11 protein-coding genes are annotated in these 15,820 nt (G+C 49.7%); 4 read left to right on the top strand and 7 right to left on the bottom strand.

The genetic code is table 11. From position 1 onward, the window contains the following. The first annotated feature begins 1 nt into the window (after position 1). Positions 2-724 (top strand): glycerophosphodiester phosphodiesterase, encoded by a 723-nt coding sequence (locus tag N5E87_RS02990; protein WP_279775045.1) that lies wholly within the window; start codon positions 2-4, stop codon positions 722-724. A 23-nt stretch (positions 725-747) separates the two neighbouring features. Here N5E87_RS02990 and N5E87_RS02985 read toward each other — a convergent pair whose 3' ends face one another. Then, positions 748-1,083: a DUF3392 domain-containing protein gene (locus tag N5E87_RS02985; protein ID WP_047534684.1), complete on the bottom strand. Its 336-nt coding sequence runs from the start codon at positions 1,081-1,083 to the stop codon at positions 748-750. 87 nt (positions 1,084-1,170) lie between these two features. On the opposite strand from N5E87_RS02985, the gene N5E87_RS02980 reads away from it, so the two are divergent. Continuing rightward, positions 1,171-2,103 (top strand): D-2-hydroxyacid dehydrogenase, encoded by a 933-nt coding sequence (locus N5E87_RS02980; protein ID WP_279775041.1) that lies wholly within the window; start codon positions 1,171-1,173, stop codon positions 2,101-2,103. Positions 2,104-2,220: 117 nt separating this feature from the next. On the opposite strand, the gene N5E87_RS02975 is transcribed toward N5E87_RS02980, so the two are convergent. After that, entirely contained in the window at positions 2,221-3,795 is a 1,575-nt protein-coding gene (locus N5E87_RS02975; RefSeq protein WP_086902941.1) for a PAS domain-containing methyl-accepting chemotaxis protein, read from the bottom strand. Positions 3,796-4,042: 247 nt separating this feature from the next. Between N5E87_RS02975 and N5E87_RS02970 the strand changes: the two genes are divergently transcribed. Beyond that, positions 4,043-4,234 (top strand): bacterioferritin-associated ferredoxin, encoded by a 192-nt coding sequence (locus N5E87_RS02970; protein WP_086902942.1) that lies wholly within the window; start codon positions 4,043-4,045, stop codon positions 4,232-4,234. A 207-nt stretch (positions 4,235-4,441) separates the two neighbouring features. Here N5E87_RS02970 and N5E87_RS02965 read toward each other — a convergent pair whose 3' ends face one another. Beyond that, a complete protein-coding gene (locus tag N5E87_RS02965) occupies positions 4,442-5,098 on the bottom strand; it encodes a thiopurine S-methyltransferase (protein ID WP_086902943.1) in 657 nt (218 codons plus the stop codon). A gap of 107 nt (positions 5,099-5,205) precedes the next feature. After that, positions 5,206-5,544, bottom strand: coding sequence for a hypothetical protein (locus N5E87_RS02960; RefSeq protein WP_086902944.1), 339 nt, complete (start codon positions 5,542-5,544; stop codon positions 5,206-5,208). A 247-nt stretch (positions 5,545-5,791) separates the two neighbouring features. Here N5E87_RS02960 and N5E87_RS02955 point away from each other — a divergent pair, with 247 nt between their 5' ends. Further along, positions 5,792-7,600, top strand: a complete 1,809-nt coding sequence (locus tag N5E87_RS02955; RefSeq protein ID WP_086902945.1) for a protein kinase — start codon at positions 5,792-5,794, stop codon at positions 7,598-7,600. Positions 7,601-7,640: 40 nt separating this feature from the next. Here the strand turns inward: N5E87_RS02955 and N5E87_RS02950 are convergent, their stop codons facing one another. The 3 genes from N5E87_RS02950 to N5E87_RS02940 form a co-directional block, all read right to left on the bottom strand. Beyond that, a complete protein-coding gene (locus N5E87_RS02950) occupies positions 7,641-10,043 on the bottom strand; it encodes a zinc-dependent metalloprotease (RefSeq protein WP_086902946.1) in 2,403 nt (800 codons plus the stop codon). 84 nt (positions 10,044-10,127) lie between these two features. After that, the gene (locus N5E87_RS02945; protein WP_011621379.1) at positions 10,128-13,838 is read right to left on the bottom strand and encodes a response regulator; all 3,711 of its coding nucleotides are present in this window, start codon (positions 13,836-13,838) and stop codon (positions 10,128-10,130) included. Between the two features lie 220 nt (positions 13,839-14,058). After that, positions 14,059-15,453 (bottom strand): PhoH family protein, encoded by a 1,395-nt coding sequence (locus tag N5E87_RS02940; RefSeq protein ID WP_011627270.1) that lies wholly within the window; start codon positions 15,451-15,453, stop codon positions 14,059-14,061. Positions 15,454-15,820: the final 367 nt, after the last annotated feature.

The following is a 15,820-nucleotide window of genomic DNA, read 5'->3' as shown; positions in this document are numbered from 1 at the left end:
CATGCTTATTTTTGCTCACCGTGGTGCCAGCGGTTATGTGGCAGAAAATACCTTAGCCGCCATGGCCAAAGCGATTGAATTAGGCACCAAAGCCATTGAGTTGGATGTGCACAATGTCGAAGGTGAGTTAGTCGTATTTCATGACCGCAGGCTCGACAATAAAAGCTCAGGCCAAGGCATTATCCATTTAGTAAATAAGGGCTACCTAGAGCAAGTCACGGTTAAAGGCGAACCCATTCCCACGCTTTGGCAAGTGCTCGAACTGGTCGCAGGTCGCGCCACGGTAAACATTGAACTTAAAGGCGTAAATACAGTAACGCCACTCCTCGAACTTTATCCAAAAGCCATCACCGAGCTAGGGTTCAGTACCGAGCAATTACTGATTTCCTCCTTTAATCATCCTTATTTACAGCAAGTTAAACAGGCTCTGCCACAGGCATTAGTGGCGCCCTTGCTCGCCAGTATTCCCCTCGATGGCGCAGCGGTCGTAAGCGAGCTAAACGCATATTCTTTGCATTTAGATGTGAGTTTTATCAGCAAGGCCCTAGTGGATGACGCCCACCAGAGGGGCGCTAAGGTGTATGTTTACACTGTCGATCATAGTGATGATATCCATGCCCTTAAGCAGTTAGGGGTCGATGGTATCTTTAGCAATTACCCCGACCGTGCCATGCAGGCGCTGTTACAACCCACCAATACGGATTATTGCGGCTACTTCGAATAACCCCATGGCGTGGATTTAGCGGTTTAGGCTTGGCTATTTCGCTGTGCCCAATAGCCGATAAAAATAAACATGGCGACGATCAGCAAAAACATCCAATGGGATGGCATGGCAACGATTTGCCTTGCCACCCAAGGCGTAGCTTTAACGATCAATAGGCCATAACCAAAGGCATTCACAATGATAAAAACCAAGGTTCGCAGGATAAAAGAGTGACCAACTAAATACCGTCTGATGATGCGATTCATATCGGCTGAAAACACTAAAATCAAACACACCACCATGGCCGTGGCGATATCGAAGGACCAAGGACGCAACATATTTCCTAAATGGCCAATAATGGCGACTAACTGATCAAACATAAGATTCAACCTAAATAGCGCTGCAAAAATAAAACAAGACAGCAGCATATTGAAAAATAACGACAACCAAGCATAAAGGGAGACGACATGGGGCACAAGTTACTCTTACTCACTAAGGCGAATGAACAATATCGCCAGCTCATTGAGGCGCAGCAGTTGCCCGGGCTTGAGTTGCTTGATGATAATCCCACCAATATTGCACAGGCCGATATCTGGCTTGCCGAGCCCAAACTTGCCGCGCCACTACTGCCGCATGCAAAGCAGTTGCAATGGCTGCAATCCAGTTTTGCGGGCATTGATGCCCTGATGGGGCCAAGGGCAAGAAAGGATTATCAACTCACCAACATCAAAGGGATTTTCGGCCCCTTAATGAGCGAATATCTATTCGGTTATCTGCTCGCCCACGTGCGAGGACACCTGTTCTACCAAGCGCAGCAAAGGCAAAAATCTTGGCAAGTGCAAAGTGCTACGCGCAGCAGCTTGCAAGGGATGCGATTATTACTCTTAGGCACAGGTTCTATCGCCCAGCATGTGGCTAAGACAGCTAAGCACTTCGGCATGCATGTTACAGGGATAAACCGCAGCGGCCGTGAAGTCGAAGGCTTTGATGCGATCCAGCCGCTCTCGCAGCTCGCGCAATGCTTAAGCCAAAGCGATGTGGTAACCAATTTACTGCCCAGCACCCCAGAGACACGTTTGCTGTTAAATGCAGACATGCTCGCCACGCTCAAAGGCAATGCCATTTTAATGAATGTGGGCCGTGGTGACGTGCTCGACCTCGATGCCCTCAATACCCAGTTGATTGCGCGTCCTGAACAACATGCCGTTCTCGATGTGTTCACGCAGGAGCCACTCCCTGCGAGTCATCCGATTTGGGAAAGACCCAACGCCATCATCACGCCCCATATCTCGGCGCCGAGTCATCCTGAACAAATCGTGCGTATTTTTAGCGACAACTATCGCCGCTATATCGCTGCAGAGCCGCTACAGAATCAGGTCGATTTTATTCAGGGTTATTAATTTGGGAACGAGTTTGGCGGTTGAATGAAAAGCGGAAAACCCCAACTCTCGCAGGAAAAAAACAAAAGGCAATCAGACGACTGATTGCCTTTTGATTAAGGATTCTTGCGATAAAAGTTAGACTTTAAAACTGCGCTTTAAAAACTGCCCAACCAATACAGTATGGGAGTCCATTTCACCTATCACTTCATCGTTGAGACTCACCATTTCGCAGCCGAGTTGATGACTGGAATGGGTAAATTGCGACACATTCACCACGCTGCGATTCATCTCGTTCGCCACGCTCGATTGCTCCTCCACCGCACTGGCAATATGTTGGGTCATATCCGTGATGGTAGTGATAGCTTCACGTATGGTACGCAGCGCTGTGCCCGCAAGATCTGCTGTGGTAATACATTCGCCAGCCGCATCAACCCCCTCCTGCATACTGCGCACGGCCTTGTGAGTGCCCTGCTGCAACAGATTGATCATTGTGTGGATTTCTTTGGTGGCATCATGGGTGCGCTGCGCTAATGCCCGCACCTCATCGGCAACAACGGCAAAACCTCGCCCTTGCTCCCCCGCCCGCGCCGCTTCAATCGCCGCGTTCAGCGCCAATAAATTCGTTTGTTCGGCAATGCCTTGGATCACATCCAGCACTGTGCCTATGTCTCGGCTATGCCCTTCTAACTCAGTGATCACCTGCGAGGTTTCCTGCAACTGCTGCGCCATGGTCTGAATCGACTGAATAGTGGTGACAACGGTTTTATCGCCGTTGATCGTCTGCTGCGACGCCATTTGCGAAGCATTCGCCGCATCGGCGCAGTTTGAGGACATATCCCCAAGCGTCGCCGTCATCTGTTGCATAGCCGTGGCAACCTGTTCAATCTCAGCGAGTTGTGACTGACTTGTTCCTTGAATTTCTTCGCCTTTCGCCGCAGAAATCTTGGCTTGCTTACTCACTTTATCGCAGGAGTCGCGGGCGCGACCCAACACGGACTTTAACTCTGAGGTTTGCATTTGCAGCGCCAGATCGACAGCGCCTAAATCGTCGGATTGCCCCGTATAGATATGTGCCATCAAAGGGTTATCGTAGATTTTTTTTGCCTTAGCAACCAGCGCCCGATAACGCCCTAAGATCAAATTACCGCCGATAAACAGCACGAGGGCACTGATGGCAAGTGCCACAAATCCCACCGCCCCAATCTGCAACGCCAAATACAACATGGGCAACAAGGCGACTAAGGCGAGCAGCATCAACTTAGTCGGCATCTCTAAGGTACGTTTTAACGCTTTAACATTACCGCTTTTATTTAATTCGGCGTAGGCGGCTTCTGCTCTATTGATCTGGTCACGGCTGGGTTTAGTGCGTACCGATTGAAATTCGGCCACCTGACCATTAACCATAATCGGCGACACATAAGCATCGACCCAATAGTGGTCGCCATTGGCGCAGCGATTTTTGACTATGCCTTTCCAAGGCTCGCCTTTACGGATGGTTTTCCAAAGATCTTCAAATGCTTGGGGAGGCATATCGGGATGGCGCACCATATTATGGGGCTGTCCCAACATGGCACTCAGCTCGTATCCCGCAACGGTGCAAAACGATGGATTGGCGTAGGTGATATGACTCTTAGTGTCCGTCGTAGACAATAAAATCCAATCCGCTGGATAGTCATATTCCCGCTGTGTCACTGGCAAATTCTTTCTCATGATAACCCTTGGATCTATTGTAAATTTATTATTCCATCGTCCATGAGTTATCCATCCTTGATCGCGTCCAATGACCCGTAATCGCTAAATCATCCCTCTTTTTCTTGTCTTCTGAGCACTGAGCATAGACTAGAAAATGTGCGATGTGTAACAAAACAGGAAACCAGCACAACAAGTTTACTACTAGGATTGCATTTGATAAGCGTTTTCATTTAGAATTAGCTCAATTCGTTTTGGAGTCCAAAAAATGTACGTTTGTCTCTGCCATGCCATCACAGATACGCAAATCAAAAACGCAGTAAGTCAGGGTGACTCTAGCCTTGCTGACGTTAGAAAGCGTTTAGGCGTTGCCGATCAATGCGGCAAGTGCGCAAGAATGGCCGTACAAATTATTCAGAACCAATTAGAAATTGAACCTAATTACTACGAAGTGGCTTAACTTCGAGCCTCCAGCTCCTTTTCTGTCAAACTAAACCTGTATTTCAATGCTTGTTCCTTGGCGATGCCATCGCCTTAAAGGGGCTGTCGCAAATCTCAGCGCAGATGCCTATTTTGCGATAATTGTATGACCCCTTAATGACACATCCCACGTCCCCAAAAGCATTAATTCTTTGAGTTCAATGGGATGCATATTTTTACCGGCGAATTATCTGCGTGTTAATAAATACGCGGCTTCATTCAGCCAAGGGACTTCTTTCTTAACGAATCTCGGATTGTCCGCAAGCACATCCTGACAATCCAAGAGTTGGATTTCAAAATCGTCACTTAAATGTGTTTCGACCCAAGTTGGCGACACCGCAAAAGGCGGCCCACTTAAAGTGTCCTGCGGGTAATCTAAAGTCACTAATAAACCCACACTACCCGAAGGCAATAACTGCGCTAATTGCTTGGCGTATTGCGCCCGCATACTCTCAGGCCAAGCAATCAAGGCCGCGCGATCATAAAAACCACTTACCTTGGCCGTAATCGACTGGGGTAAAGTGAAAATATCCCCTTGATATAAACTGACCTGCTCAGTGTGGTAATGCTGATGCTCGCCCAGCGCACTTTGCTGCATAGGTAATTGGTTATCTTCGAAAAACTGCTGCACTGCGAGTTCATTTAACTCACAACCAATCACTTGATGCCCCTGCTCGGCTAAAAAGCACATATCTAAAGATTTACCACACAGGGGAACGAAGACTTGAGCCTCGGCGGGCAATGCCAAGGTATGCCAATACTTTACGAGAAAGGGATTGATATCTTGCTGGTGAAAACCAATCAGCTGTTGCTGCCACTTCTCATGCCAAAAACCGGGTTCCATAGGTATATCTCAAATGACTAAAGTTATCCTTACTCTAATGGCATTCACGGGTGGATGCAAAATCTCAGATACCGTATGTTAATCATAGAGATGTAAACAGTTAATGACTAAGCCAATGCCGTTTGTACCCGGCGGAGCCAAACGCAATTCTCACACTGGCATTGGCGGCGCGATAAATGATGCGGACTTAGGGATGAATCAATAAAGTCGACGGCGATCAGCAACTGCTGCTTAAGCTCGGCGACGGATTTTTGCTCGACGGCTACCAGCTCATCGTTCTGGTTCATCCAGATACATTCCATGCCCTGGTGGCAAGTGAGACACTGCTCATCGCGATCATTAAAAAATACCGCATGTGGACAATGGGTCACCTCCATTGACTGCAAAATTCGCTTACGCGGAAACTCTAACAACTCGATCAATAAAGCCTTATCTTGGGCGGGCATATGCCCTCCTTTCATCCACTTTGTCCACGGGAAATTTAACAAAAATGTATCCCATCCAATGTGCTTAAGATTACCTAGACTCCATACGATTTAACTTGATATAAATCAAAGTCAGCGACGAAATGATGGGATAGGTAAGCCCTAAAAATCACAAGTTTATCGCAGGCAACACCAGCCACAGCATCCTAAGCCGATTTGCTTATCAGCCTCGCTTACTGTTTAAATAACCAAAACAAGGAGTCGCGCATTGCAAACACCCCAATTACAACATTTTTACATTTCCGAAGAGCAATCTATTTACTTGCTCAAAGCCAACGATGCCCGTAAACACAAGGCGTGGATCCGTTTATGTAAACAACAGTTAAGTAAGTTGGGTTATCGCGACATTGAGTTTATCGGTAAGGGGGCTTACGGCTTTGTGTTTGCGGGGATTAATCAGGCCAACGAAGCCCATGTGTTTAAATTCTCAAGAATTAATCTGCCACAGCATATTCAAGATCGCTTAGAGGAAGAAGCCTTTATGCTGTCCTTACTCAAACACCCCAACATTCCGGGAGCGATCAAATTTGAGCGGGTCGGCAAACAAGGGATCTTAGTGATGGAGCGTGCTAAGGGCGAAGATCTCGAGCAGCTTTGTCGCCGTTTAGGCGCCCTGCCCCCTGCCATGGTGATGAGTATTGCCCGCCAACTGGCCGATATTCTCTACTATCTGCGAACGGGAAAACCCTTAGTGCATGGCGACATTAAGCCCTCGAACCTTGTCTATGATATTGAAAGCCAACATTTATCCTTAATCGACTGGGGCTCGGCCGTATTTGCGCAACGGGATGAATATAACAAGGCCGTCGAAGACAATGTGATGACGTTGATGTCGAGCGATCAGCAGCACACCAATGCCCGCATGGGGGACGTGTATTTTATCGGTGAAGAACAGCTAAATGGCGCGCTCTCCAGCCCGCGTTTCGACGAGCAAGGCGTAGCAGCGACCTTGTATGCCTTGGCCTCTGGACAGGCAAGTCGCTTCGGCGCGCAGGTGATCCCGCCCACCAGCATAGGCTTACCCATGGAGTTGGCACGCACCTTGGAAGGCATGCTCAGTATTGATGCCGTGCAGCGCAATCTGGCGGGGGATTATTTTCTCAAAAGTATGCGCCACAGCCATAGATTGCATTTACCTGAATTGCCAAAAGCTGAACTGATGGGCGAAATCCCTGTCTGGGTGCAATCCCGCGAAAAAGATGTCGAAACCGTCAGTTACAGCTCGCGTAAATCCTTTTTAAAGGAACATAACGCGCAGGATCCCATCGCTAAGATGGATGACATTCAGCTCGAAAAATACTATCGCAACTTCTTAGCCGGCATGGGCGATACCGAAAAGGGCTTTATCGCCGCCGTGGGGCGACTCGGTCAATACCCTATCGTTGGCGGCCTTGCCATTCATTGGCAGGAAACAGGCGTGTTTATCGACTCCAACCTCGCCATCTACGATGCTAAACAAAAGAGTGCCCTCATCATCGCCGTTAATAATATGGTGACACTCGCGCGGGGAATTAAGCGTATCGGGGTGTTTAAGGCCTGCTTCTTTAACGCTAGGGACACGTTGCATATCGAGCGCGAAAACACCAGCGAACCCTTTGTCGCCAGCGCCGATCTCCAACTGCCCTTCGAAGTCGGAGATGTGCCGACCCTCGAAGATAAATCGCGGCTGCACTCTTACTTTGAAGACGGTAAGGATCCGGATGAAAACCTCGAATTACCGAGTGAAATCATGGAGGAATTGGCGCGTATCAACCAAATCCACCACACGGGCTGCATCATTTTCGAGGCGCTGCCGAATCACTTAAAGATCCACAGCTACTTAAAACTGCTCAATCCACGTAAACAGGCGGCGTTTCGCGCTAGCCTCGACCGCATTTTGCATTATGTTGGTAAAATTCAAGGCCATGGGGTCTCGGGCTTTATGAAACTGCCCTATAAAAATACTCGCCGCTTTACCCATATTGAGCGTAAAGCCGAACATTTTTATCCTAGAAACCCAAAAGAAATAGGCGCATAACGAATCACCTCGTTAGCGCCTATGATGCTGAAAACCAAGCTTAGATAGGTGAACCCGGCGGCAGTTTCAAGGGTTTAGGGATCAGTTTGCTGTTGGCATCAGTGAGTCCTGCACTCAGCCCCTGTTGCAACCAAGTGTAGTGGGAGGCCACCTTAGCATTCGCCCGATTCGCTTTGGCTTTAAGCTGTTTAATCACGAATTGGGCGCGCTCGTAAATTGCCGCCTTCACCTCTGCTGAGGTTTGCGGATTGTGATACGCAGACAAGAGTTCATCAATCACCACCGCATTCACCCGCATCCACACACCTTCAATCAGAGCGAGCTTATCTTCTTGATAAAGGGTCGCGGCAAACAACTTATTGAGTAAAGTTTCAACCGAGAGCTGTTCATTATCAGCCATTGCCCCTTGGCTGACGCGATTTAAGCGCTGTGGCATTAATAACTGACCCACAGTATGGCGCGCTAACACTTCCGCCATACCGAGGGGATCGCTCACCACCCCAAGCCCTGACTCGAAGGACTCCCGCGTCGCTTGATAATTGCCCGCTTTAGGCACCAGCGTATCGAGTAAGGTTTGCGGAACCGTTAAACTGGCCGCATCTAAGGTGCTGAGCAGCGCATCGAGGGCCGACAATTGTAACTGAGGCGCAATGTAGCTCCAGCGACTCCCCTCACCGATAGACAGATAGTTATAGTCAGTGCCGCCAATAAACTTAGTGACCGCATCGATTTGATAACGGTTAAGCAAATAGATAGGCACAAAGGCATCGGCTAATTCACCCTGTGGCTCGCCCGGCAACAGGGCTGTGCTGCTAAAGCCTTCAATCGCCTTAGCGCGAATACGATTCAAATCCAATAGCTGCGCGATAGGGTCGTCACCGCTGTCCCACAAACTCGCATAGGCTTGGCTGGCATCCGCTTGGCGCGAATCGGCTTCGCCAATATAGCGCAGCCCTTTTCGAGCCACTTCGGCCAGTAACTGATTTTGCAGCGCCTTCTGCGCCGTGGCATCGCCTTCATCGCTATAGCCGTAAGCGATAGCAAAGTTATCCCATGGCCCGACACCTACACCATAAGGTGCTGATATATCAATGTCATTGCCTTTCAGCATAATCCTAGGATGGGGATAATCCATCACTGAGGCGTCCTGATTTGTCGAGGCGGCAAAGTTATGATCTAAGCCTAAGGTATGGCCGACCTCATGGGCGGCAAGTTGGCGAATACGTGCTAAGGCTAAGTCATTAGCCGCTTGCTCGGCGGCGCTTCTATCACGCCAGCCTGCAGTTAAGCCTTTGGCAATCAAGTAATCTTGGCGCACTCGCAAGCTACCTAAGGTCACTTGGCCTTTGATGATTTCGCCAGTACGCGGATCGGTTAGCGCCGCGCCGTAGGACCATCCGCGCGTGGCGCGGTGTACCCACTGGATCATGTTGTAGCGAATATCCTGCGGATCGGCATCGGGCGGCAAGAGTTCAACCTTAAAGCCGTTGATAAATCCCGCTTGGGTAAACGCACTCTCCCACCAGCGTGCGCCATCGAGTAGCGCCGAGCGGATTGGCTCTGGCACACCTGGGTCGAGGTAATAGGTGATGGGCTTGACTACTTCGCTCGGTGCAGGTCCAGGATTCACCTTTTGCAGGCGGTGGCGCAAAATAAACCGCTGCACCAATGGCGCCGAAAACGGTGTGGCATAGTCGCGATACTCATCGGATAAATAGCCGCTCATAGGATGATAAGCGCGGGGTTGATAGCCCTCATCGGGCAGCTCGACAAAGGAGTAGCGCATCCGCACCGACATTAAGGTGCCATCGGGCGTCACCTTAGCCACTTGCTCACCCGCCGCATCGGCTTTAAAGGTAAGCTGCACATCCACATCACTATTCTTTTCAAAGGATTTCACCCCGGCGGGTAAAATCGCCGAGCGGGTTAAATCGAGGCGATAATTCCCCTGCCCGCGATGCAGGAGAGCATCCGCGACGCCATGCAGATCATTGAGTACCAACTTACTAATAGCCACCATATCTGGCTTACCATCGAGTAACTTACCCTGCCACAATACCGAATCGGCAAAGGCCTCATCCACGGCGCGCTTTTCGGCGGCATCTTGGGTATTAGCGCGATACTGGGTATTCAGTTGCTTAAGTTGAATATAGGGACCTTGGCGCTCAAACTGCACCATGCGGGTTTGACCTAATTGACCACGGTCGAGACCGATATCGTTAGAACCGACCCCTTCAGGCAAGCTAGTCACCAATAAAAAAGGCTGATTTAAACGGCTCACCTCGAGGTATAACTCTCCCTCGCTTGGCTCATAGTAAAGATTAAGAAATCCCTTAGCGGCTTGGCTCTGCTTAACGACTTTAGTGCTCGGCAGATCCGCGGCGACGCTCAGCGCGGGTAAACCTAAGAGTAGGATGGCGAGGGCTAGGCTATGGGGTTTCATCTTTCCTCCTGATTAGGCTGTCTACATGGTCATGTTACACAATAAGTGAACCACGCGGGGCCATCATTGGCCCCGGGCAAACAATTAATGATGATTATTCTTATGTTTTATCCAATGCGATAAGGTTTCAAACAGTTCAGTTAACACTATCGGCTTAGTAATATGGGCATTCATCCCTGCCGCGAGACTCTTTTCTCGATCGCCCGACATCGCATGGGCCGTCATAGCGATAATAGGCAGCACGTCGGCACTAAAGCGTTCACGCAGTGCCCGCGCCGCGGTTAACCCGTCCATCACTGGCATTTGAATATCCATTAATACCGCATCGAAGGGGCGAGAGTCGATAATATCGAGGGCAATTTGGCCATTCCCTGCAACAACGACTTCGTATCCTGCGCTCTTTAGCAGCTCAGTCGCCACCTGTTGGTTGATAAAGTTATCTTCCACCAAGAGCACAAGCCCTGTGTGTTCGCCCTCTTCGACAGGCACTTCATCAATAGGCTGCACCACATTAAGCCTTGGCTCATCGGCAAAGGCGGCGATGATCTCATCGAACAGACTCGATGCCTTAAAGGGTTTTTGCAACACGGCAAACACATTGGCACTGTCGACTTCGTGCTGTAAAGGTTCCGCCGCATAGGCGGTCATCATGATGATAATGGGGCGTTTCGCGATACGGCCTTCGGCCACCATGGTATCGATGGCGCTGATCACATCGCCACCATCCATCTCTGGCATCATCCAATCGAGCAACAATAAATCGATAGGATCCCGCGACAACTTATACAGCGCCTCGGCGCCGCTTGCTGCCGTATCCACCTCGAAGTGGAAATCGCGCATCAACGCTGAGTAAATTTGCAGTGCCGTCGGGTTATCATCCACCACAAGTGTGCGTAAATTATTGAGTTTTTCAGGCACCACTAAGGGCTCAACCTTGGCTTCTTCGGCAATTTCAAAGCTGATGGTAAAGCTGAAGGTACTGCCAACACCTAACTCACTCTGCACCTGCATCTTGCCACCCATCATGGAGACCAAATGCTTACTGATCGATAAACCTAATCCCGTGCCACCGTACTTACGGGTCGTCGAGCCATCGGCTTGGGCAAAGGCATCGAACAGTTTTTCCTGTTGATCTTTACTGATCCCAATCCCCGTATCGCGCACCCAGAATTTTAAGGTAATCCGATGGTCGCGCTCGCCCACATCTTCGCAGCCCAGTTCAATCTCACCGGATTGAGTAAACTTCACCGCGTTCGATAACAGGTTAATCAGCACTTGGCCTAAGCGCAGCGGGTCGCCCTTAAGAATGAGGCCTGCCGTCACTGGCGCATACAATAATAACTCGACGCCTTGCTCCTGCGCCTTAAGCGCGTTGAGATCGAGGGCATGATCGAGCACTTTATCCAGTGGGAACGGCACCCGCTCCAGCTCTAATTTACCCGCCTCAATCTTAGAGAAGTCGAGAATATCGTTAATAATCCGCAGTAACGACTGCGCCGAGAATCCGGCTTTTTCGAGGTAATCCTTCTGCTGAGCCGTCAACGAGGTGCGCTGCGCTAACTGCAACATGCCGATAATGGCGTTCATAGGCGTGCGGATTTCGTGGCTCATGTTGGCCAAGAACTCACTCTTATACAGGTTCGCCAGTTCCGCGTCCTGCTTCGCCTCCAGCAGTGCCACTTCGTTACTCTTATGGCGCGTGATGTCCTTGTGGGTACCGACCATACGCTTAGGCTGACCATCGGCGGTAAATTCCACCACCCGGCCGCGGGAAAGCACCCAGTGATAACTGCCGTTTTTGCCTAAAATCCTAAACTCGATCTCATAGGCATCGACGGGATTTTGTAGATACTGATTACGGTATTCTTCGACCCGAATCCTATCGTCGGGATGCGTCAGCTGGTCGATAGCCGACACTAACGCAGGGAATTCATTGGGTTTATAGCCCAGCATCGAATAATAGGATGGGTTGCAAATAATATGCTCTGAATCCAGATACCAGTCCCACAGACCGTCTTCCACCGCGTCCATCGCTAAATGGTAACGCTCCTCCGACAGGCGTAACTGCTCGGCGGACTCGTACTCACGCGTGACATCGCGCCACACGGCAATTAAGCCTTGCAGCTCGCCACGACGGTTATAGAAAGGCAGTTTCAGGGTGTCGAGCAACACAGGTTTGCCGGCTAACTCGACTTTCTCTTGATAACGCAGCGGCGTGCGATCTTTTAAGATCTGCTCATCCTCGGCGCGAATACGAATGCCCATCTCCGGCGAGGTTAAATCCTCCGACGACAGACCAATCATCTCGCTTTCGGTGTAACCCAGCATCCGCTCGGCGGCCTTGTTACAGCCGAGGTAATTGCCTTCTTTATCTTTAAAGACAATGGCTTCTGGGATGGAGTCGAGTAAGGAGCGCAACAACGCATATTCCCGCTCGCGGCGCTCGGTCGCATCTTTTAACCGTTCAGTGCGGCGCGCGACCAGTTTGTCGAGTCGCTTATTCTGCTCGGCCAAATGATGAGTGTATTGCTTGTTTTCCTCAAAGATGCGGCTCACCAGCAGGAACCAAGGTTCCCACCCCGGAGTGATTTTTTCTGGCGGTTTACGTGGCTCTTGGGAACAGCCCTCTAAGTGCGACAACAGCCGCGATGCTGGGCTCACGAAGGAGCGGCGCGTTTGCCAGTGCACTATGGTCACCAGCACCGACAGGGCGATCACTACGAGGATAAAGGTCAGCTGCAGTTTTTCGACCGAATCTTGGAACAGGTCGTCTTCATTCTGCAGATACAACAAGCGCCACGGCGCGTTATGCAGCGCAACCGAGTGAATATAGTAACCGTTGCGAATAATCCCTTCGTGGGCATCGAACAATTCGGACTCGGGGAGCGAATGCAGCTCAGACGGAATACGCTGACTGATGTGATATACCCGATTGATATCTGAGCCATCGAAGTCGCTGTGGGACAAAATATTGTTCTGCTGATCGAGCAAGATCACAGTCCCAGGCATTTTGAAGTACACCCGAATTTGCCGCGCCAATGAGGCCAAGGTCATATCGAGGTTAATTGAGCCCATAAACTCATCATCGAGATAAACGGGCACACCTAAGGTGGTCAGCAAGCCTTTGCCCGTCGAATCGACATAGGCCTCACTCCAAAACACGCTGCGCTGCGGGTTCATCGCCGGGGTGGCGTATTGGAATTGTTTCTTATTGAGTAGCTCATCCCTAAAACGCTGGTCGCCGTTGGTCCAAGGGAAGTAGGACATCATCCGCTGGCGGGATAAATAATAAATCGCCGAGGCTTTAGGCGCGGCTTCCTTAGCGACGGGGAAAGACAGCGACAACTCGAACAGCATTTCCAGCTCTTGGTAGAACTTATCGCTGCGGCCATCGAGGGAGCCTGCGCCAGTGATCCGCCCCATGTTGGTAAAAGGTTTACCGCCCTTTGCGTAGTTAGGCTCTAAGGTAAAATACTGACCACTCTCGTTAAATTTGCCGTATTGCGGTAAACGATCCTTACGCACTAGCTCACCTAAGCGCAGGTGATCCACGGCCACATCCCGCAGACTCTTGACCGCGCGGATGCTCGACTCCAACAGCAAGTCGATTTGCAATACGTGACGCTCAACCTGCTCTTCGCGCTGCTCCATCTGCTGGGTTTTCTGGCGATCGAAAAACATCCACGCCGTCAGCAACGACAGGACAATCACGCCGATATAGGTATAAAAAACGGCGCGGTTATAGTTCTTTTGGATCGGCGATTTTAATTGGAGATCCGGCTCACTCGATTTCATCCACTACCCTTGATTGCAGCGCTTGATTTTAGCCATCGGTGGCAAAAGTGACTGAGTACATTTATGGCTTCATATATTAGCAGGAAGAAACCTCGCGTCGCATCAAATAATTGCCGTACGAAGGCTGTCAAAGTCTATGATTAGTTAATTGAAAAATCATAGAAATGCGTAAAAACAAAGGTCCCACGAGTGAGACCTTTTGTAACAATAAAGTAAATAGTTAGAGATGTTCTTCGGCGTATTCGGCCAAGCGTGAACGCACCACCCCATTCAAGTACAAGTTGGCACTGCCTTCAAAGTCTTTAAAGCGTTCGACTATGTAGGTTAACCCCGAGGTCACTGCGGTGAGATAGTTCGAATCGATCTGCGCTAAGTTACCGCAACAAATCAATTTTGTGCCTTCTCCCATCCGAGTGATCATGGTTTTGATCTGCGACGCCGTCAAGTTTTGACATTCATCCAAGAGCACGATGGAGTTTTGGATCGAGCGGCCGCGCATAAAGTTGATCGACTTAAATTGGATATTCGCCTTCTCCATGATGTAGTTCAAACTGCCAGTCGGATTCACATCATTCTTATGCAGCACTTCTAAGGTATCGGTAATCGCCGCCAGCCATGGCATCATCTTCTCTTCTTCGGTGCCGGGTAAAAAGCCGATGGACTCGGCAATTTCTGGCGTATTACGAGTCACAATTACCTTATCGTAACGATTACGCTCCACCACCAGCTCCAATGCCGCCGCCATTGCTAATAAGGTTTTACCGCAACCGGCTGGCCCCGTTAAGATCACCAGATCGATATCGGGATCGAGCAGCGCCTGCAACGCCATACCTTGGTAAACATTCTTAGGTTTAACGCCCCACGCCTCGAGGTTTTTTAAGCGCTCACGGCCCAGATCTAAAATATGCAGATGGGTATCGCTACGCTCGGTGACGCGGCCACAAAAATCAGATTCGGTATCAATCAGGTATTGATTAATGTAGAAGGGTTCGTTGTCTAAATCTTTCAGTGGGACTTCGTGAATCGTATGACGACCATGGCGCTCGGTGGATACCTTGTTTAAATGCTCCCAAAAATTCCCTTCGAATTGATAAAAGCCCTTGCTGAGGAAACGAATATCATCGATCAGCTGGTCGGTTCGATAATCCTCAACCAATTGAATGCCCGCGCCCTTGGCCTTCAGACGCATATTGATATCTTTGGTAACTAACACCACGGTACGTGGATGGTGGAGGTTTTGCAGGTGCAGAGCGGTATTGATAATGCGGTTATCGTTGCCATCCCCCGGCAGGGCGCCTAAGGTAAAATCGACAAGATGGTCAGGGAAAATAGACAGCGCCCCTATCGCATCGGCATGCCCTTCTCGACTCGGTAAAGGGACACCATTAATGATTTGTTCCGGTGTTGTATCACCGCCTAGGGTATCTTCCAGCGCCCGTATGGCAACCCTAGCATCCCGACTCACATCACTCTTTCGATCTTTAATCTGGTCTAGCTCTTCTAGCACTGTCATCGGAATGACCACATCGTGCTCTTTAAACGAATAGATCGCCAAAGGTTCATGTAGTAACACATTGGTATCCAGTACAAACAACTTTCTGTCGTCTTGTTCCATGGCGCCTCCAGAGTGCTCGATTGTTTTTATGCTACATCTCTTTCCCGGTGAGTGGATATGGCTCCTATGTCAGTTGGCGAGCTAAAGAATGATCTTAAAGTTCAAGCCTCTACTTAATAAAGACGGCTAGCGGCTTAAACTAATATTGGCACCATTCTCTCTGAATGCCAACCGAATGAACCTGTGTTTAAGTCGGTGACTCGAGGGCAGTGTAGGTCCCTCGATATGACAGTAGCATGACAAATCATCGTACGACTACAGAGAATTTTCTTCACTGTTCAATTTGTAATCTAGTGTGTGGGGAATTAGGCTCTAACGGGTGAGAGGGCGATTCAAATATCCCTAGTATTGATATAACATACGCGCC

Origin of the sequence: Shewanella sp. GD03713 (assembly GCF_029843705.1) — a bacterium.
Lineage (GTDB): Bacteria > Pseudomonadota > Gammaproteobacteria > Enterobacterales > Shewanellaceae > Shewanella.
Note: the sequence above shows the minus strand (reverse complement) of the source record. Positions and strands in the feature narration are given on the sequence as shown.

Excerpts from the sequence above, each read along its gene's own strand:
- N5E87_RS02990 (WP_279775045.1), top strand. The coding sequence starts at position 2 with ATGCTTATTTTTGCTCACCGTGGTGCCAGCGGTTATGTGGCAGAAAAT.
- N5E87_RS02985 (WP_047534684.1), bottom strand. The coding sequence starts at position 1,083 with ATGTTTGATCAGTTAGTCGCCATTATTGGCCATTTAGGAAATATGTTG.
- N5E87_RS02980 (WP_279775041.1), top strand. The coding sequence starts at position 1,171 with ATGGGGCACAAGTTACTCTTACTCACTAAGGCGAATGAACAATATCGC.
- N5E87_RS02975 (WP_086902941.1), bottom strand. The coding sequence starts at position 3,795 with ATGAGAAAGAATTTGCCAGTGACACAGCGGGAATATGACTATCCAGCG.
- N5E87_RS02970 (WP_086902942.1), top strand. The coding sequence starts at position 4,043 with ATGTACGTTTGTCTCTGCCATGCCATCACAGATACGCAAATCAAAAAC.
- N5E87_RS02965 (WP_086902943.1), bottom strand. The coding sequence starts at position 5,098 with ATGGAACCCGGTTTTTGGCATGAGAAGTGGCAGCAACAGCTGATTGGT.
- N5E87_RS02960 (WP_086902944.1), bottom strand. The coding sequence starts at position 5,544 with ATGCCCGCCCAAGATAAGGCTTTATTGATCGAGTTGTTAGAGTTTCCG.
- N5E87_RS02950 (WP_086902946.1), bottom strand. The coding sequence starts at position 10,043 with ATGAAACCCCATAGCCTAGCCCTCGCCATCCTACTCTTAGGTTTACCC.
- N5E87_RS02945 (WP_011621379.1), bottom strand. The coding sequence starts at position 13,838 with ATGAAATCGAGTGAGCCGGATCTCCAATTAAAATCGCCGATCCAAAAG.
- N5E87_RS02940 (WP_011627270.1), bottom strand. The coding sequence starts at position 15,453 with ATGGAACAAGACGACAGAAAGTTGTTTGTACTGGATACCAATGTGTTA.